Annotated in this window: 14 protein-coding genes; 9 read left to right on the top strand and 5 right to left on the bottom strand. The window is 67.0% G+C overall.

Features of this window, described 5'->3' with window-relative positions:
• The first annotated feature begins 212 nt into the window (after positions 1 to 212).
• The 5 genes from QRM96_RS04620 to QRM96_RS04600 are packed head-to-tail and all read left to right on the top strand — an operon-like array spanning position 213 to position 6,406.
• Entirely contained in the window at positions 213 to 1,829 is a 1,617-nt protein-coding gene (locus QRM96_RS04620; RefSeq protein ID WP_285318594.1) for a pyridoxal phosphate-dependent decarboxylase family protein, read from the top strand.
• Positions 1,826 to 3,166 carry a lysine N(6)-hydroxylase/L-ornithine N(5)-oxygenase family protein gene (locus QRM96_RS04615; protein ID WP_285318593.1) on the top strand — a complete coding sequence of 447 codons (1,341 nt, stop codon included), beginning with the start codon at positions 1,826 to 1,828 and terminating at the stop codon, positions 3,164 to 3,166. The genes QRM96_RS04620 and QRM96_RS04615 overlap by 4 nt, the downstream gene beginning before the upstream one ends.
• Positions 3,163 to 3,750 carry a GNAT family N-acetyltransferase gene (locus QRM96_RS04610; protein ID WP_285318592.1) on the top strand — a complete coding sequence of 196 codons (588 nt, stop codon included), beginning with the start codon at positions 3,163 to 3,165 and terminating at the stop codon, positions 3,748 to 3,750. Before QRM96_RS04615 ends, QRM96_RS04610 begins: the two co-directional genes overlap by 4 nt.
• The gene (locus QRM96_RS04605; RefSeq protein WP_285318590.1) at positions 3,747 to 5,600 is read left to right on the top strand and encodes an IucA/IucC family protein; all 1,854 of its coding nucleotides are present in this window, start codon (positions 3,747 to 3,749) and stop codon (positions 5,598 to 5,600) included. The genes QRM96_RS04610 and QRM96_RS04605 overlap by 4 nt, the downstream gene beginning before the upstream one ends.
• Positions 5,601 to 5,626: 26 nt before the next feature.
• Positions 5,627 to 6,406, top strand: coding sequence for an SDR family NAD(P)-dependent oxidoreductase (locus tag QRM96_RS04600; protein ID WP_285318589.1), 780 nt, complete (start codon positions 5,627 to 5,629; stop codon positions 6,404 to 6,406).
• On the opposite strand, the gene QRM96_RS04595 is transcribed toward QRM96_RS04600, so the two are convergent.
• Together QRM96_RS04595 and QRM96_RS04590 are read right to left on the bottom strand one after the other, a co-directional pair.
• The gene (locus QRM96_RS04595) at positions 6,356 to 7,498 is read right to left on the bottom strand and encodes an FUSC family protein (RefSeq protein WP_109863633.1); all 1,143 of its coding nucleotides are present in this window, start codon (positions 7,496 to 7,498) and stop codon (positions 6,356 to 6,358) included. The genes QRM96_RS04600 and QRM96_RS04595 overlap by 51 nt on opposite strands.
• 220 nt (positions 7,499 to 7,718) lie before the next feature.
• Positions 7,719 to 9,305: an MFS transporter gene (locus QRM96_RS04590; RefSeq protein ID WP_018763722.1), complete on the bottom strand. Its 1,587-nt coding sequence runs from the start codon at positions 9,303 to 9,305 to the stop codon at positions 7,719 to 7,721.
• A gap of 432 nt (positions 9,306 to 9,737) precedes the next feature.
• Here QRM96_RS04590 and QRM96_RS04585 point away from each other — a divergent pair, with 432 nt between their 5' ends.
• Complete coding sequence (locus QRM96_RS04585; RefSeq protein WP_285318587.1) at positions 9,738 to 9,995, top strand: hypothetical protein; 258 nt, start codon at positions 9,738 to 9,740, stop codon at positions 9,993 to 9,995.
• Between the two features lie 118 nt (positions 9,996 to 10,113).
• On the opposite strand, the gene QRM96_RS04580 is transcribed toward QRM96_RS04585, so the two are convergent.
• Positions 10,114 to 12,615 carry an ATP-dependent DNA ligase gene (locus QRM96_RS04580; RefSeq protein WP_285318585.1) on the bottom strand — a complete coding sequence of 834 codons (2,502 nt, stop codon included), beginning with the start codon at positions 12,613 to 12,615 and terminating at the stop codon, positions 10,114 to 10,116.
• 40 nt (positions 12,616 to 12,655) lie between these two features.
• Between QRM96_RS04580 and ku the strand changes: the two genes are divergently transcribed.
• From ku to QRM96_RS04565, 3 genes are all read left to right on the top strand, one after another.
• Positions 12,656 to 13,756 (top strand): non-homologous end joining protein Ku, encoded by a 1,101-nt coding sequence (ku, locus tag QRM96_RS04575; protein WP_285318583.1) that lies wholly within the window; start codon positions 12,656 to 12,658, stop codon positions 13,754 to 13,756.
• A 148-nt stretch (positions 13,757 to 13,904) separates the two neighbouring features.
• A complete protein-coding gene (locus tag QRM96_RS04570) occupies positions 13,905 to 14,744 on the top strand; it encodes a class I SAM-dependent methyltransferase (protein WP_285318582.1) in 840 nt (279 codons plus the stop codon).
• Between the two features lie 2 nt (positions 14,745 to 14,746).
• Positions 14,747 to 15,178, top strand: coding sequence for an SRPBCC family protein (locus QRM96_RS04565; RefSeq protein WP_018763717.1), 432 nt, complete (start codon positions 14,747 to 14,749; stop codon positions 15,176 to 15,178).
• Between the two features lie 174 nt (positions 15,179 to 15,352).
• On the opposite strand, the gene QRM96_RS04560 is transcribed toward QRM96_RS04565, so the two are convergent.
• Entirely contained in the window at positions 15,353 to 15,631 is a 279-nt protein-coding gene (locus QRM96_RS04560) for an HPr family phosphocarrier protein (protein WP_018763716.1), read from the bottom strand.
• Between the two features lie 67 nt (positions 15,632 to 15,698).
• Complete coding sequence (locus QRM96_RS04555) at positions 15,699 to 17,795, bottom strand: PTS fructose transporter subunit IIABC (RefSeq protein ID WP_018763715.1); 2,097 nt, start codon at positions 17,793 to 17,795, stop codon at positions 15,699 to 15,701.

Genomic DNA, 17,795 nt, shown 5'->3' with positions numbered 1-17,795 from the left:
TACCCGCTTAACCCCAAGCGTAGCGTCGCGGGGACCTGCCGATGCTCCGGAACGCCGAATCCGCGGTTCAACACGAAATACATCACAAAAGTTTGATTAAAAGGGTTACCTAAGTAAGGCTTGCCTTACAAAAAGGCAGGGCAGGGACGTTCCGCTCCAGCCCTGCCTGCTACGACCACTGCCACTCCGGCAATGCCCAGCAAAGGAAACCCATGCCGCTGATGCCCCACCCTGCTCCGCACGTGGAAACACCGCTTCCCGCCACCGCCTCACCACAGGGCCCGCCAGCCGCTTCCGCCGGCCAGGACTTTGCCTCGCGGCTGGAACTGGCGTTCGGGGCCAGCAACCACCTCCTCAATGCCAGGAATTCAGCCCGGTACGTGGCGCAGGTCCTGCAGGGTGTCACTGCCGTGGCCACCAAGCTGGAGCGGACCACCCGGCCCTTTACCGGCGTCGAACCGTCAGCGCTGGAGGCCCGGGTGGGGGCGGTTGACCTGGACGTGCCGCTGCGGGACACCGCTGCGGCACTGGAGGAGCTCGAGGACGTCTACCTGCGCGACGCCGTCTATTTCCATGACCCCAAATACGCGGCGCACCTCAACTGCCCGGTGGTGATCCCGGCACTGGTGGGCGAGGCCGTCCTTTCCGCCGTCAACTCCTCGCTGGACACCTGGGACCAAAGCGCGGGGGCCACCATGATCGAGCGGCGCCTCATCGACTGGACCGCGCAACGGCTGCACCTGGGCGCCGCCGCTGACGGTATCTTCACCTCCGGGGGCAGCCAGTCCAACCTGCAGGCGCTGCTGATCGCCCGCAACCACGCAGTGGCAGGCCTCCGCCAGGACCCGGCCCGCAGCGGCCTCCGCCTGCCGGCGCTGCTGGATAAACTCCGGATCTTCACCTCCGGGGACAGCCACTTCAGCATCCAAAAGTCGGCCGCCATGCTCGGCCTCGGATTCGACGCCGTCATCAGCGTCCCCTGCACGCCGGACCGCCGGATGGACCCCGAAGCCCTGGCCGATGCCCTGGCCGACGCCAACCGGGCCGGCCTGGTCCCGATGGCGGTGGTGGCCACCGCCGGGACCACCGACTTTGGCGCGGTGGACCCGCTCGCAGACCTCGCTGCCCTTGCCCATGCCTCCGGCGCCTGGCTCCACGTGGACGCCGCCTACGGCGGCGGCCTCATGGTCTCCGGCCGGTACCGGCACCTCCTGGACGGGACCCGGTTCGCGGACTCGGTCACCGTGGATTTCCACAAGACCTTCTTCCAGCCCGTCAGCTCCAGCGCGCTTCTGGTCCGCGACCGGGCCATGCAGCGGCACGTCACCTTCCACGCCGACTACCTGAACCCGGAAAGTGCTGCCCTTGCGGACATTCCCAACCAGGTGGACAAGAGCCTCCAGACCACCCGCCGCTTCGACGCCCTGAAACTGTGGCTCACGCTGCGGATCATGGGGGCGGACGCCATCGGCGCGCTGTTCGACGAAGCCATCGACCTCGCGGGTCGCGTCGGATTGCTCCTGGAGGCAGACGACGACTTCGAACTCGCGGCACCGCCGCAGCTCAGCACCCTGGTGTTCCGCTACCGCCCGCGGCTGGACGGGGGAGCGCGGCTCAGTGAGGACGCCGCCGACGCGCTCAATCCTGCCGTGCGCGCCGCCGTCTTCGCGTCCGGGCGGGCGGTGGTTGCCGGGACCACGGTGGGCGGCCGCCACTACCTGAAGTTCACCCTCCTCAATGCCGAAGCCACCCTAGAGGACATCGCCGGCATCATCGACCTCCTGCGCCGCACCGGCGCGGACCTCCTGCAGGACGGTGCCGCCGCATGACCACCCCCGCAGCCGGCCAGGTCCATGACTTCGCAGCCATCGGCGTCGGCCCCTTCAACCTTGGCCTCGCCGCCCTGGCTGAGCCCGTCGAGGGCCTGGCCGGCATCTTCCTCGACCAGCGCGAATCCTTCGAGTGGCACCCCGGCATGATGCTGGAGCCGGCCCACCTGCAGGTCCCTTTCCTGGCGGACCTGGTGACCATGGCGGATCCCACCTCGCCCTACTCGTTCCTGAACTTCCTCAAGCAGACCGGCCGGCTGTACCGGTTCTACATCCGCGAGGACTTCTACCCGCTGCGAGCCGAATACAACCAGTACTGCCAGTGGGTGGCCGGGCAGTTGCCTTCGGTACGTTTTGGCACAACCGTGCTGGATGCGGCGTACGACGACGGCGTGTACCGGCTGGCCGTCTCCGGCCCCGGCGGCACGGAGGTACTTTCCGCCCGCCGGCTGGTGCTGGGCACCGGCACCAGCCCCTACGTACCGGAAGCCGGCCATGGCATCATGGCCGAGGCCGCCGCAGGCCGCGGGGGCATGGCCTTCCACAATGCCGACTACCTGGCCCGGAAGGCGGACCTGCAGCAGCGCCGCAGCATCACCATCGTGGGCAGCGGGCAGAGTGCGGCGGAGATCTACTATGACCTGCTCACGGACGCGGACGCCCACGGGTACCGGCTGGACTGGGTGACCCGCTCCGGCCGGTTCTTTCCCCTGGAGTACACCAAACTGACCCTCGAGATGACCTCGCCCGAGTACGTGGACTACTTCCATGGCCTCCCGCCGCACCGCCGCGACCACCTCAACAAGACGCAGAAGAACCTCTACAAGGGCATCAACGCGGACCTGATCGACGCAATCTACGACCTCCTCTACACCCGGAGCCTCGCCGGGATGGTGGACACGCGGCTGCTGACCCATTCCACGCTCACAGCCGCCGCATGGGACGCCGCCGCCGGAACCCACACCCTGCGCCTGCACCACGACGAGCAGGGCACCGCCTACACCCTGGACAGCGACGCCGTGGTTTTCGCCACCGGCTACACCTACCGGGAACCGGAGTTCCTCGCGGGAATCCGGGACAGGATTGCCCGGGACAGCGGGGGCCGTTTTGCGGTGGACCGCAACTACAGCACCGGTGTGGAACCCGGAGAGATCTTCGTCCAGAACGCCGAGCTGCACACCCACGGATTCGCCACCCCGGACCTGGGCATGGGCGCCTACCGCAACTCGTGCATCCTCCGGGCAATTAGCGGCCGGGAGGTCTACCCGGTGGAACGCAGCATCGCGTTCCAACAGTTCGGCGCACCGGAGAGCATCACGGCGGAGGTGCCCGCATGAGATTCACGTTCCGCTGCGTCGACCCCGCGGCCGACGCCCCGCTCCTGCACAGCTGGGTCACGCGGCCCTACGCCTCCTTTTGGGGAATGCTGGCCTCCGGCGTTGACGACGTCGAAAAGGAGTACGCAGCCATCCAGTCGAGCGGACACCACCATGCCCTGCTGGGGCTCGACGACGGCATTCCAGCCTTCCTCGTTGAGGAGTACCTGCCCGCGTCCTCACCGCTGGCCACGGCCTACCCGGTCCGGCCCGGTGACGCCGGCATGCACCTGCTGGTGGCTCCGCCGTCGAACGCTCCTGTTGCCGGCTTCACCACGGCCGTCATGGATGCCGTGCTGGCCCGGCTGTTCGCCAAGCCCGGGGTGGACCGGATCGTTGTGGAACCCGACGTCCGGAATACCCGGATCCACGCCCTCAATAAACGGCTCGGCTTCCGCCCTGAGGGGGTGGTGGCCCTCCCGGACAAGGACGCGCTCCTGAGCTTTTGCAGCCGGGAGGACTACCTGGCCGCCCGGGCGTTGAGCCCCTTCACCGCCACCAACCCGCCTGACCGCTACTCCGACCGCAATGGAGCACCACTGTGACCACAAACCTGTACACCGCCTCCGCCCCGGCCGCTGCCTTCCCGTCCGACGTTTCCCACCTCAGCCCGCACCGCTGGGAGGCAGCCAACAGGCATCTGCTCCGCAAAGCGCTCGCCGAGTTCTCGCACGAACGGATCCTTGCGCCTGAGCGCCTTCAGGAGATGGACCACGCCGCCAGCTATCGGGTGGTCAGCGACGACGGAACCCGCGAGTACCGTTTCGACGCGCGGATCCTGGACCTGGACCACTGGTCCATCGATGCCGGTTCAATCCGGCATCTCCACGAGGGCGCCGAGGCGCCGCTGGACGCCATGGAGTTCATCACGGCCTTCCACACGACCCTCGGCATCACCATCTCCATGCTTCCGGTCTACCTGGAAGAAATCAGCAGCACGCTGGCCGGACACGCCTACAAACTGGCGGACCGCAGGCCGGACTCCGCGGAACTGGCGGCCGGAATAACCCGCGGCGCGGACGCTGCCGCCGATTTCCAGGCCATCGAACGCAGCATGTCCGAGGGCCACCCCTGCTTCGTGGCCAACAACGGCCGGCTGGGCTTCGGCATCGGCGACTACCACGCCTTCGCTCCCGAAACCGGTGCCGCCGTGCGCCTGGAATGGATCGCCGTGCACCGCAGCTGCGCCGTCTTCACCTGCGCAGCGGGGCTGGACTACCGGACACACCTGGCCGCCGAACTGGGGCCGCTGCTGGACACTTTCCACGCCGTGCTGGCGGAACAGGGACTCGAGCCGGAGCAGTACTTCCTCATGCCGGTGCATCCCTGGCAGTGGCAGAACAAGCTCACGGGTACGTTCGCGGCGGAGATCGCCCGGCAACGCATCGTCCACCTGGGTACGGGAACCGATCAATACCAGGCACAGCAGTCGATCCGGACGTTCTTCAACACCGCGGCCCCCGCCAAGCACTACGTCAAGACCGCCCTGTCAGTGCTGAACATGGGCTTCATGCGCGGACTCTCCCCTCAGTACATGAAGGCGACGCCCGCCATCAACGACTGGTTGCGGGAACTGATCGGCTCAGACCCGGCGCTGCAGCGCCGCGGGTTCACCATGATCGGCGAGGTAGCCGCCGTCGGTTACCACAACCCGCATTACGAGGCCGGCTCCGCGGAAGGCTCACCGTACCGGAAGATGCTGTCCGCGCTCTGGCGGGAAAGTCCGCTGCCGCTGCTGCGCGACGGCGGGCAGCTGGCCACCATGGCGTCGCTCCTGCATGTGGATGCGGCAGGAAAACCGATGGCCGCCGCACTGATCGAACGTTCCGGACTGGCGCCCGCCACATGGCTCCGCCGGTACTTCGAGGCCTACCTGGTTCCCCTGGTGCACTGCCTCTGCCGCTATGAGCTGGCGTTCATGCCGCACGGCGAAAACGTCATCCTGGTCCTGGAAAACGGCGTGCCCGTGCGGGCCGTCATGAAGGACATCGCCGAGGAAATCGTCGTGATGGGGGACCGGCTGGAGGTGCCCGCCGAAGCCGCAAGGATCAAGGCCGCGATTCCTGACGGGGAGAAGGTATTGGCGATCTTCACCGACGTCTTCGACTGCATCTTCCGCTTCCTCGCGGCCCTGCTGGACGAGGACGGCACCCTGCCCCAAGAGGAGTTCTGGCGCACCGCAGCCGCAGCCATCCGGGACTACCAGGCGGAGCATCCAGAGCTTGCGGACCAGTTCGCAAGACACAACCTGTTCGCCCCGGACTTTCCACTGTCCTGCCTCAACCGGCTGCAGCTGCGCAACAACCAGCACATGCTGGACCTCTCCGATCCCTCCGGCGGCCTGCAGCTGGCCGGACGCCTGGCCAACCCGCTGGCCCGGTTCGCAGGGGTGTAGTACCGGCAACTGGTTAGGCTGGCAGCATGACGCCAACAATCGCACTCGTTACCGGAGCCAGCGCCGGGCTGGGACACGAATTCGCCAAGCAGCTCGCGGCCCAGGGGCACCCCCTTGTCCTGGTGGCCCGCAGCGCCTCCCGCCTGGAGGAAACCGCGGCGGACCTGCACCGGCGGTACGGAATCACGGCTGAGGTCCTGCCCGCTGACCTCACGGTGGACGCCGACGTCGCCGCCGTCGTCGAACGTCTCAAGGACCCCGCGCGGCCGGTGGGCATCCTGGTGAACAATGCCGGTATCGGGCTGCTGCACAACTTCGAGGACAACCCGATCGGGGCGGAAAAAGACCACCTGAAGCTGCACGTGGAAACGGCCATGGTGCTCACCCACGCGGCGCTCGGCGGAATGCTCGAACGCGGGGAGGGCAGGATCATCAATGTGGCCAGCGTGGCCGCCTTCCTACCCCGCGGCACCTACTCGGCAGCGAAAGCATGGCTGGTCAGTTTCAGCCGGTGGGCCAACCTGGCGTACCGCTCGCGCGGGATCCAGGTCACCGCGGTATGTCCGGGGTTTACGCATACCGAGTTCCACGACCGGATGGGCATGGACAAGTCCGTGGCCCCGTCCTGGACGTGGCTGCGTGCGGAGCGGGTGGTGCGGGAAGGCCTGGCGGACAACGAGCGCGGCAAGGCGGTGTCCGTGCCTTCCAGGCGCTACAAGGCGGTGGCCGCCGTGGCCAAGCTGGCGCCGGCGCGGCTAATGGCGGGACCGGCGCGCAAACCCAAGCCGGAGCGCAACCCCGGGTAGCTGTACCGGGCCTTCGAAGCCGGTGCCTGCTTGCGGCCCGGAGCGGCGGACGGCCACCACTACCAGGATGCCCAGCAGCGCGCCCACCAACGTTTCCACGGCCCGCTCCAGGATCAGGACCCCCGGTTCGGCCGGCGAGGCCAGTTGGGTCATGAGCAGGATCACCGGGGTGAACCAGACCATGGCCAAGCCGTAGTGCCTGGTCATGAACAGCTCGGTGGCGAACTGGAAAAGGATCACCAGGAGGGCCAGCACCTGGGCATGGCGCGCGGGCTCCTGGAACGCGGGGTAGAGCCCGGCCAGCGTCCAGGGTGCCGGAAGGAGGACGACGGCGGTCACGGCCAGGCCCAGGAAGGTCCCCACGATGCGGTGGATGCCGCGCCGGACACGGCTGGGAAGGTCCGCCCCGGCGAGCGGCACTGCCGCGGCTGCCATGGCCCAGTGCGGATGGCCGCTGCCGCTGAGGACGCCCACTGTTCCGGCTGCGCCCACGGCCAGCACATACCGTGCGGCGTGGACCAGCAGCTCACGCCGGCCCGCCGGGGTGGGGGAGGGCACGGCCCTGGTGGCGCCGGGTTCCCAGGACCTGCGCCGTATCCAGCCGCTGAAGCCCACAGCCATGGAGAACACAGCCGATCCGCCGGCGATGAGCATCGCCACATACCAAGGGACCGCGACAGGAACGGAAGCGCAGGCTCCGAGGGCCAGGATGCCGAAGAAGGGTCCGTTGGGTTTCAGCCGCACCCGGTCCGAGTAGACGGAGCCCACCCCGGCAAGGGTGGCTTCCACGGCCACCAGCCACCAGGAATGGAGGTGGTTGATGGACAGCGTGATCCCCACGGCCACTCCGCAGAGCAGTACCAAGGCGGCCTGGCCTTGGTGCCGAAGCCGCAACTGGTGGGGCTCCGAGCGGCCGTACATCCCGGTAAGGGCACCGAACACGGCGTAGATGATCAGGTCAGTCCTGCCCAAGGCCAACAGGACCAGGGAGGGGGCTGCGACACTCAGGGCAACCCGGAGCGCCGCAAGATGGTCGTTGGTGGCCGGTTCCAGCCGGTGCAGCGCGCGCACCTGGTCCACTACGCGCTTCATATCCCGAATCCATTCCCTGTTACTGCGGTGCCGGCGCCTGATAGGGCCTTTGGGAACGTATCACCAGGCATCCCGCAGAGTCATATGTTGCCGGCTGGGCTCCTGACACACCAGGACATCCGGCGGGCACGCGAAGGCCCGCTTCCGTACTTCCCGCAGGAAGCACAGGAGCGGGCCTGTGAGCGTGGGCTACAAGAATGCCCGGGCGGCAGGCGGGAGCTTACGCTCCTGCCGGAACACCGCGGTGTGCATGCGGATCCGTGCCGTCCTGGGTGTCGAACGGCAGTTCGTCCAGGTTGATCAGCGGGTTCTGGTCCTGGGTCTCCACCAGTTCCTTGGCTTCCGCCTGGGTATCAACGCTGGGCATCGATCCCGGGAGGGGGCGGTTGGCGGATTCCTTCAGGAAGTAAATGGCCACGGCGCCAACCAAAGAGGTTGCCATCAGGTAGTACGCCGGCATCATGTCGTTGCCGGTCGATTTGATCAGCAGTTCCACGATGAAGGGTGTGGTTCCGCCGAAGATCGCCACCGCGAAGTTGTAGGCAATGCCCATGGCTCCGTAGCGGCTCGACGTGGGGAACTGGGCCGGCAGGGCTGAGGCGAGGTTGGCCACGTAGAAGGTCACGGGGAAGGCAACCAGGGCCAGGCCTGCCAGGGTGGACCAAACGGCACCGATACCGATCAACAGGAACGCCGGAACGGCCAGGACGATGGTGCTCACCGCACCGATCCACAGCACGGGGCGGCGGCCGATCCGGTCAGACAGCCTGCCGGTCAGTGGGATGCAAAGGCTCATGACTACCAGCACCGGGATGGTCAACAGCGTGCCGTGGAGCTCGTCGTAACCCTTGGCGTCGGTCAGGTAGGTGGGCATGTAGGAGGTCAGGGCGTAACCAGCCGTGTTGGCGGCCGCAACCACAACCATGGCCACGATGATCGGACGCCAGTAGGCCTTGACGATACCGACAGGTCCCTTGGCCGTAGGGGTGCCTTCGGAGGCGTTCTTGGCGTTTGCCTCCTGGGCGTCCAGGGTGGCCTGGAACTGCGGCGACTCCTCGATCTTGCTCCGGAAGTACACAGCGATCAGGCCCAGCGGGCCCGCGATCAGGAACGGGATACGCCAGCCCCAGTCCTCCATGGTGGCCTGGCCCAGGGTCAACTGCAGGACCGAGACCAAGGCCGCGCCGATAGCGAAGCCCATGTAGCTGCCCAGGTCCAGGAAGCTGGCAAAGAAGCCACGGCGCTTGTCGGCGGCATACTCGCTGACGAAGGTGGTGGCACCGGCATATTCACCGCCGGTGGAGAAACCCTGGATGACTTTGAGGAGCACCAGCAAGGCTGCCGCCCACAATCCAATCTGGGCGTATCCGGGCAGCAGGCCGACGGCGAACGTGCTGGCCGCCATGATCATCAGCGTGGTGGCCAGGATCTTTTGCCGGCCCACTTTGTCGCCGAGCCAGCCGAAGATGACGCCACCGAGGGGGCGGGCGATAAAGGTCGCCGCAAACGTGCCCAGCAGGAAGAGGTTCTGCGTCGTGGGATCGGATTCCGGCAGGAACACGGGCCCCATGGTGGTGATGAGGTAGCCGAAAACGCCGACGTCGTACCATTCCATCGTGTTTCCAACGATGGTGCCGCCCAGTGCTTTTTTGAGCATGGGCTGGTCAACTACGTTGACGTCGGATTCCTTGAGCCGGCGGCGTGGCAGGAGCCTGGGCTTCTTGGCAGCCGTGGGGGCCGCAGGGTCGGTTCCGCGGGCGCTCTTGGCGCCTGCTGGAGAGTGGTTACTGCTTCGGTCTGTGGGCATTTGGGCAACTCCTGTGGAGGTCATTTGCTTGCGACTTGTAGCTGCCCCGCTCCGGGCAGGCCTTCAATTTTACGGGATGTCTATGGCGTTTGCTCGGCTCAATGGCGTAGCATGCTCCCTTTTCCACCCCTGAAGCGCCGCATTTGGTACCTTTTTTCGCCGTGGATTCCCGCGCTACTACTGGGAAGCAGGCTGATCAACGGCGCCGTTACCAAAAATTTTTCCCCGGGAACCGTTTCAAGCCGTTTATTTGGGTAAATGCGGGCGCGGAAGTGAGCACGGTCACGGCCTCTGGAGGGGTTCACAGGAGCCTTCGGGGTGCTTATGGTAGAGCGATGAACACACTTCTTTTCGGCTGACTGCCCGCGCACGCCCGGGCGCCCGGCCGGCGCCTCGTTTCAACGAAGAACGATGGAAAGAAGGGAAAAAGACATGGGTGAAGAGTCCAACCAGTTCCACATCAGGCCAGAGGTGGCGGACCATCTTGCCGCAGCCATGGACGCCCAGGTCACACCCGGGCCCGCAGTAAGCGGGGCTGTCCCCCTGGCCCGGCAGAATGCATGGCCGGATGGCGGCGGCAAACGCCGGCATCCGAAGGACCGGGCTGCCGGATACGGCCGCATGGGCCACGAGGCGGCAGTAACCGCCGTCCACCGGACCGGCCGGCCGCAGATGCCGCACTCCTCCTAGCCGCCTGGCAAAGGCCACTGCACCGATCGAAACGCAAATTACCTGGCGCCCCGGAAATGTCGCGGGCGCCGGGTAATTTCCGTCTTGCCGCGCGCACTGTACGCCGCAAACCGGGGCCTCATTCCCGGACCACCTCCGCCGGGTCCTTGTCAACGCGCCAGCCCCGCCACCGCGGGTGCCGCAGCCTGCCCGGACCGGTCCATTCGCTGTAGGTCACCTCTCCCACCAGTTCCGGGGCCACCCAATGGGCGTCCGCTGCGTCCAAACGGGGGACATCGTGGAACGGGGATGCCTTCCGGCCCAGCCGTTCCACGGTTTGCCGCAGTTCCGTGAGCTCGCGCATGCTGAAACCACTGCCCACCCGGCCCACGTACTGCAGCTTGTCGCCATCGGGAATCCCCACCAGCAGTGAGCCCACCGTCTCTTCCCGGCCGCCCTTCCCCGGCCGCCAACCGCCCACCACCACTTCCTGGGTTTGCTCAAGCTTGAGTTTGATCCAGGTCCGGGTCCGTTGGCCGCTGACGTACCGGCTGTCCGTCCGTTTGGCCATGATTCCTTCCAGGCCCAGCTCCCTGGCGCTGTCCAGCAGGAGCCCCACCGGTTCCTCGAGCACCATGGACAGGTCCACCGGACAGGCCGACGGCCTGAAGAACTCCTCGAGCCTCCGCCGCCGGGTGCTGAGCGGCTGGCGCCGCAGGTCTTTCCCGTCGTCGAAAAGCAGGTCGAACAGCATCAGTTGCACCGGGATGGCGGTGCGGGCTTTGGCGACGTCGGCGGCCCGGGTGAGTTTCATCCTGCCCTGAAGGAGCCCAAAGTCGGGCCTGCCGCCGGGGCCGACGGCGATGATCTCGCCATCGGCCACGAACGGCTGCTCCGGCCAGCAGGCGCGGTCCGTAAGCTCCGGGTAGGTCTTGGTCACGTCGTTGCCGTTGCGGCTCAATATCCGGATCTTTTCCCTGTCGGCCACCAGGATTGCCCGGACCCCGTCCCATTTGAGTTCGAATTGCCACGTGCTGCCGCGCAGGTCGGCTTCGGTGCCCGCCGTGGCCATCATGGGCCGGTATTCGGCAGGGTCCGGGGACGGATCCGGTGCGGTGGGCGCGGTCCGGGCAGGCTCCGCAGCAGACGCCGTGCCACCTGCGCCGGCTTCGCCCCGTTCCGGCGACGGCTCTGCTGCTCCCGTCGGCGCGTGCCGTGGTCTCCCGCCCGCGTGTTCCGGGTCCATGAGGTGGATAAGCCACTGCTTCTCCCCGTCCTTGTCCCGGCCGCGGCCGGTGTGGATGAGCGCCAGTTTCGTGGGCCCTCCCAGGCCACCACCCTCCGATCCGGTCAGGGTGACGATGACTTCCTTGCCATTGATCCACTTGTGCAGTTCGTAGGTGCCGGTGTCCCAAATGGTCATCTCACCCGCCCCGTATTGTCCCTTGGGGATGGTCCCGTGGAAGGTGAGGTAGTCCATGGGATGGTCCTCGGTCTGGACGGCCAAGTGGTTCTTGCCGCCGGATTGGGGGACCCCCTTGGGCAACGCCCAGGACACCATGACGCCCTCGTGCTCCAGGCGCAGGTCCCAGTGCAGCCGGCTGGCGTGGTGTTCCTGGATGACGAACGCGTTCCCGCCCGTCGGGATGCCCGCGAAAGGCTCGGGCGTTGCCTTGGGATCACGCATGGAGCGGTACGCGCCCAGGCGGGGGTCGCCGTCGTGCCCGTCCTCCGGTTCCTCCGCGCGGGCCGCAGCATTGACGACGACGGCGAACGGGTCCTTGCCGTCCCGCACCCGGCGCAGCACTTCCCGGTAGTCCAGGTGCTTCAGGCGGGGAGACCCGATTTCCCGCCACGTCCGCGGGGCTGCCACCATAGGCGTGGGCCGGCCGCGCAGCGAGTAGGGAACCACCGTGGTTTTCGCCGCGTTGTTCTGGCTCCAGTCCACCAGCACCTTGCCCCTGCGCAGCGTCTTCTTCATATCGCTGACGGCGAGGTCCGGGTGGTCCGCCTCGAGCGCCCGGGCCAGTTCGCGGGCGAAAGCGGAGATCTGCTCGGACGTCTGGGAACCGTCCAGCGCGGCGTAGAGATGGATGCCCTTGCTGCCGCTGGTCACCGGCACCGGTTCCAGGCCCACGTCCTCCAGGATGGACCGCGCGAGCAGTGCCACCTCGCGGCATTCCGGCAGGCCCGCGCCCTCACCCGGGTCAAGGTCCAGTACCAGCCGGTCCGGGTTCAACTGGTTGCCGTGTGCATCCACCCGCCACTGCGGCACGTGGATTTCGAGTGAGTTGATCTGCCCGAACCAGGCCAGCGTGGCGGCGTCATTGACCAGGGGGTAGTGGATGGTCCGGTCCTTGTGGGTGATCGCGGCCCGGGGCAGCCAGCCGGGGGCCGAGTCCTCCAGGTCCTTTTGGAAGAACACCTCACCGGGCTTGCCTGCCGTGCCCACGCCGTTGACCCACCGCTTGCGGGTGGCCGGCCGGTTGGCCGCGGCGGGGATCAGGACGTGGGCCACTGCGGCGTAGTAAGCCAGCACGTCAGCCTTGGTGGTGCCGGTCTCCGGATAGATGATTTTGTCCAGGTTGGTGAGCGTCAATTCGCGTCCCGCCACCCGGACACGTTCCCTAGTGCCGGCCACAGGTCTTCACCTCCGGCCCGCTCTGATGTTGACTGTATGAATGAGAGCCATCTGGAAGGGTGCCATCGCGTTCGGGCTGGTCAACGTGCCCGTGAAGGTCTACAGCGCCACTGAGGATCATGACATCAGTCTGCACCAGGTGCACAACGCCGACGGCGGAAGGATCCGCTACCAGCGCCGGTGCGAGGTCTGCGGGGAGGTGGTGGACTACTCGGACATTGAGAAGGCGTTCGAGGAGGACGGCCGGACCGTGGTGCTGTCCAAGGAGGAACTCAAGTCCATTCCGGCCGAGAACAGCCACGAGATCGAAGTGGTGCAGTTCGTGCCGTCCGAGCAGCTAGAACCCATGATGTTCGAGAAGAGCTACTACCTGGAACCGGATTCCAAGTCGCCCAAGGCGTACGTTCTGCTGCGGCGGGCCCTGGAGGACACGGACCGGGTGGCCGTGGTCCAATTCGCGCTGCGGGAGAAGACCCGGCTGGGGGCCCTGCGGATCAAGGACGACGTGCTGGTGCTGCAGTCCCTCCTCTGGCCGGACGAGGTGCGGGAGGCCAGCTTCCCCTCCCTCGAAGCAGACATCCGGATTTCGGCGCAGGAACGGGACATGTCCGCGGCCCTGGTGGAGTCCATGGCAGCTGATTTCGACCCCACCTCCTTTACCGACGAGTACCAGGTGCAACTCCGCCAGCTCATTGAGGCGAAACTCGAACAGGGTGAATCGCTGGATACGGAGGAGACTTTCGGCGTCGAGTCCGGTGAGGGCGGCAAGGGCGAGGTCATCGACCTGATGGAAGCCCTGAAGCGGAGCCTGGACCGGAAGCGCGGAGGTGCCGCCTCGGGCGGAGATTCCGACGGCGGCGAGGACGCGGCGGACGGGGAACCTGCCAAGCCAGCACGCAAGGCCGCCGGCACCAAAGCGTCCGGCGCCAGGACAGCCGCTGCCAAGACAGGTACCGATGAGGCAAAGCCGGCCACCACGAGGCAGGCAGGCAAGGCCACTGCCACGAAGGCTGCCGCGAAGGTGGCGGCCAAAACCGCCGCCAAGACCTCGGGCACTAAGTCCGCCGGCACCAAATCCACCGGCGCAGCGGATGGCAAACCGGCCGCGAAGACCAGCACCAGGACCCGCAAGCCTGCCTGATCCTGTCCGGCCGGAACAGTTGCTGCGCCTTTACAGGGGCTGCCATCGCGTCCACAATGAGTCGCATCGCAGCCTCCGCTGTGCCAACAGCGTGCTGTCACCCATTCGGAACGGACCCGTGGGAACGGGCACGTAAAGGGGCGCGGACATGAACGACCAGGCAGCAGCGGAGGCGGACCGGCAACTCAAGGCAAAGCACCGGGCCATGTGGGCGTCGGGGGACTACCCGGCGCTCGCGGACGAACTGCTCCTGGAACTGGGTGCCGTGCTGGTGGAGGCGTGCGGCATCAAACCGCGGCAGCGTGTCCTCGACGTTGCGGCAGGGACCGGCAACGCAGCCATTCCCGCTGCCATGATGGGCGCCAAAGTAGTGGCCAGCGACCTCACCCCAGAGCTGTTCGACGCAGGCCGGAAAGAGGCGGCCAACCGGGGCGTCACCCTCGACTGGACGGAGGCTGACGCCGAAGCCCTGCCCTTTGGCGATGAGGAGTTCGACGCCGTCATGAGCTGCATCGGGGTGATGTTCGCGCCGCGCCACCAGGCCGCCGCCGATGAACTGCTCCGCGTCTGCAAACGGGGTGGCACCATCGGGCTGCTCTGCTGGACGCCGGAAGGCTTCATCGGGGAATTGTTTGCCGCCCTGGGACCGTTCGCGCCCCCACCCCCGGCGGGTGCCCAGCCCGCCACGCTGTGGGGGAGCGAGGAACACCTCCGCGAACTCCTGGGGGACAGGGCGGCCGGGATCCGCACCCGGAAGCAGAACCTGGCCGTCCGGAGCTTCCACCAGCCGGCGGACTTCGTCAGGTACTTCAAATCGCATTATGGCCCGATGATCTCCGTGTACAAATCACTGGCCGATGACCCGGACAAGGTCAAAGCCCTGGACCGGGCGCTCACGGACCTGGCGGACTCCTATGGGGACGCGCACGGCGACATCCCGTTCCAGATGGAATGGGAATACCTGGTCTTCACCGCGAGGAAGGATTGAGCATGACCGGAAACCACGTGGCAACGTCAGTCACCACCATCGATGCCCCGCCGGACCGTGTGTGGGAGGTGATCACCGACCCCGCGGCGGTGAAGGAGTTCATGTTCGGAGCCACCCTGCAGACGGACTGGAAGGTTGGCAGCCCCATCATCTGGCTGGGCGAATGGGAAGGGAAACCGTACCAGGACAAGGGCGAGATCCTGGCCGTGGAACCTGGACGGAAATTGGTCCACACCCACTTCAGTCCGCTCTCCGGCCAGCCTGACGAGCCCGGAAACTACCACACGCTCGAATGGACCCTGGAGGACCAGGACGGCACCACCCGGCTGTCCCTGGCCCAGGACAACAACCCCAGCGAGGAAGCCGCCGCCCACTCCCAGGCGATGTGGGACAAGCTGGTGGCGGACGTAAAGGCCATCGCCGAACGCGGCTGATCCCCGCCTCCCAACTGGGTCGCACATGTTGTCGTTTTGGGCGTACAAAAAGACAACAACTGCGAGTTGCTTGGGTGGCGTGGCGCTTAAAGCCAAGCGGCCGCCGTCGGGCACCCCTCCTTGAGGGAAGCCCGACGGCGGCCGCCGGCTGTGTGCTGCCAGGCAGCGTGGCTGCTACTCGGCGTCGTGATCCGTTTCCAGGATCTGCACCAGGCGTTCCAAGGCGTCGTCCGCACCCGCGCCCTCGGCGCGGAGGACCACCACGTCGCCGTGCGAGGCGCCCAGGCTCATGAGGGACAGGATGCTGGCGGCATCCATTGCCTCGTCTGCCGGCTCCCCTTCGCGGGCGATGGTGATCTCCAGGTCGAACTCGCCTGCCGCCTCAGCGAAGATGGCGGCGGGGCGTGCGTGCAGGCCCACTCGGCTGGCGACGGTTGCGGTGCGTTCTGGCATTGTTGCTCCTTAGTCGTTCGGCGTGCTGATGGTTCAGCGCCGGGAGGATAGGTGGGTCGGGGCCGGCTTAGACGGTTACGGGAACCGGTTCAACCGTATCAACGGTCTTCTTGACTGCCCAGCGTTTGAGGGCGATCACGGACAGGGCCGTAACTACCGTACCGACCACGATCGAGACGACGAACATCAGGAAGTTGTCGATGGCGAAGAAGACGAAGATGCCGCCGTGCGGTGCCTTGGATCCGACGCCCGCCGCCATCGAGATGGCGCCGGTCACCGCGCCGCCGAGCATGCTGGCGGGGATGACGCGCAGGGGGTCTGCAGCGGCGAACGGGATGGCGCCTTCGGAGATGAAGGACGCCCCCAGCAGCCAGGCGGCCTTGCCGTTTTCCTGCTCTGCGAGGCTGAACAGCTTCTTGTTCAGGACGGTGGAGGCCAGCGCCATGGCCAGCGGGGGAACCATGCCGGAGGCCATGACCGCGGCCATGATCTGCCAGGGTGCCTGGTTGTCGATGGTTGCTGCCCCCAGGCCGGCGACGGCGAAGGAGTAGGCAACCTTGTTGACGGGACCGCCGAGGTCGAAGCACATCATCAGGCCCAGGATCACGCCGAGCGCGATGGCGCCGGCACCGGTCAGGCCGGACAGCCAGGCATTCAGGCCCTTGGTGATGGCCACGATCGGGCCGCCCAGGATCAGGAACATCAGGCCGGACGCCACCAGCGATGCCAGCAGCGGGATGATCACCACGGGCATCAGGCCACGCAGCCAACGGGCTACCTGCAGGCGGCCCACCACGTGGGCGATGTAACCGGCGAGCAGGCCGCCGACGATGCCGCCGAGGAAGCCGGCTCCCATGAATCCGGCCACGGCACCGGCGACGAAGCCGGGGGCGATGCCCGGACGGTCGGCGATCGCGTAGGCGATGTAGCCGGCCAGCGCCGGGACCAGGAAGCCCAGCGAGAGCGCGCCGATCTTGAAGAGCACCGCACCCAGGTAGGCGCCCAGCGGACCCCACGCGTTGTCAGGGAACTCGGTGGGCAGGTTGAACAGGCTGTTCTGGACCACGATGTTGTCCGCGTACTTGGTGATCAGGTAGCCGCCCATGAGGAAGCCGAGGGCGATCAGGAGGCCGCCACCTGCCACGAACGGAATCATGTAGCTGACACCGGTGAGCAGGGCCTTCTTCAGCTTCTGCCCGATGTGCTCGCCCTTCTCCTCAGCCTCGTGCTCGGCCTGCTCCTCGGCACCGAAGTGCGGGACGCGGCGGGCGTGGGGGTTGTCGGCTGCGGCGAGTGCTTCCTGGACCATCTTGTCCGGCTCGTCGATGCCGCGCTTCACGGGGGCGTTGATCACGGGCTTGCCGGCAAAGCGCTCCTTGCCGCGCACATCCACGTCCACCGCGAAGATGACGGCGTCCGCGGCGGCGATGACGGCGGGGTCCAGTGCCTTGGCACCGGACGAGCCTTGGGTTTCCACCTGGAGGTCCACGCCCATTTCCCGGGCGGCTGCCACGAGGGAATCGGCCGCCATGTAGGTGTGCGCGATCCCGGTGGGGCAGGCCGTGACGGCTACCAGGCGCTTGGGGCCGCGTCCGCCGGACCCGGCCGCACCGGCGGCGGGGGCACCGGCGGCGGAGCCGGCGGCACCTGCGCCAACGCTGGCACCAACCGGTACCGCGTCCGCGGGGGCGGTGGCAGCGTGCGCGGCGGGCTTGTCCGCCAAGGCCCCTTCAACGAGTTCCACGATCTCGGCCTCGGAGGAGGCGTTGCGCAGCGCTGCGGTGAAGTCCTTCTTGATCAGGGAGCGGGCCAGTTTGGAGAGCAGCTTCAGGTGCTCCTGGTCCGCGCCGTCCGGGGCGGCGATGAAGAAGACCAGGTCCGCCGGGCCGTCCTTGGCGCCGAAGTCCACCTTGGGGTTCAGGCGGGCCATGGCCAGGGTGGGTACCGTGACGGCGGCCGAGCGGCAGTGCGGGATGGCGATGCCGCCGGGGATGCCGGTGGCGGTCTTCTGCTCGCGGGCAAAGGCGTCGGCGAAGAGGCCCTCGACTTCTGAGGCACGTCCGGTGGCAGCTACCTTGCTTGCCAGATGCCGGATCACCGCTTCGGGCGCGTTACCCAGGTTCTGGTCGAGCTCGACCAGTTCCGTGGTGATGAGCTGAGTCAC

Origin of the sequence: Pseudarthrobacter sp. lyk4-40-TYG-27, from assembly GCF_030209295.1 — a bacterium.
GTDB lineage: Bacteria > Actinomycetota > Actinomycetes > Actinomycetales > Micrococcaceae > Arthrobacter.
The sequence above is the reverse complement of the archived record's forward strand: the minus strand, read 5'-3'. Positions and strand labels throughout refer to the sequence as shown.

Coding starts and splice junctions, on each gene's coding strand:
- QRM96_RS04595 (WP_109863633.1), bottom strand. CDS start 7,498: ATGAAGCGCGTAGTGGACCAGGTGCGCGCGCTGCACCGGCTGGAACCG.
- ku (WP_285318583.1), top strand. CDS start 12,656: ATGAGAGCCATCTGGAAGGGTGCCATCGCGTTCGGGCTGGTCAACGTG.
- QRM96_RS04620 (WP_285318594.1), top strand. CDS start 213: ATGCCGCTGATGCCCCACCCTGCTCCGCACGTGGAAACACCGCTTCCC.
- QRM96_RS04565 (WP_018763717.1), top strand. CDS start 14,747: ATGACCGGAAACCACGTGGCAACGTCAGTCACCACCATCGATGCCCCG.
- QRM96_RS04615 (WP_285318593.1), top strand. CDS start 1,826: ATGACCACCCCCGCAGCCGGCCAGGTCCATGACTTCGCAGCCATCGGC.
- QRM96_RS04610 (WP_285318592.1), top strand. CDS start 3,163: ATGAGATTCACGTTCCGCTGCGTCGACCCCGCGGCCGACGCCCCGCTC.
- QRM96_RS04600 (WP_285318589.1), top strand. CDS start 5,627: ATGACGCCAACAATCGCACTCGTTACCGGAGCCAGCGCCGGGCTGGGA.
- QRM96_RS04590 (WP_018763722.1), bottom strand. CDS start 9,305: ATGCCCACAGACCGAAGCAGTAACCACTCTCCAGCAGGCGCCAAGAGC.
- QRM96_RS04585 (WP_285318587.1), top strand. CDS start 9,738: ATGGGTGAAGAGTCCAACCAGTTCCACATCAGGCCAGAGGTGGCGGAC.
- QRM96_RS04570 (WP_285318582.1), top strand. CDS start 13,905: ATGAACGACCAGGCAGCAGCGGAGGCGGACCGGCAACTCAAGGCAAAG.
- QRM96_RS04560 (WP_018763716.1), bottom strand. CDS start 15,631: ATGCCAGAACGCACCGCAACCGTCGCCAGCCGAGTGGGCCTGCACGCA.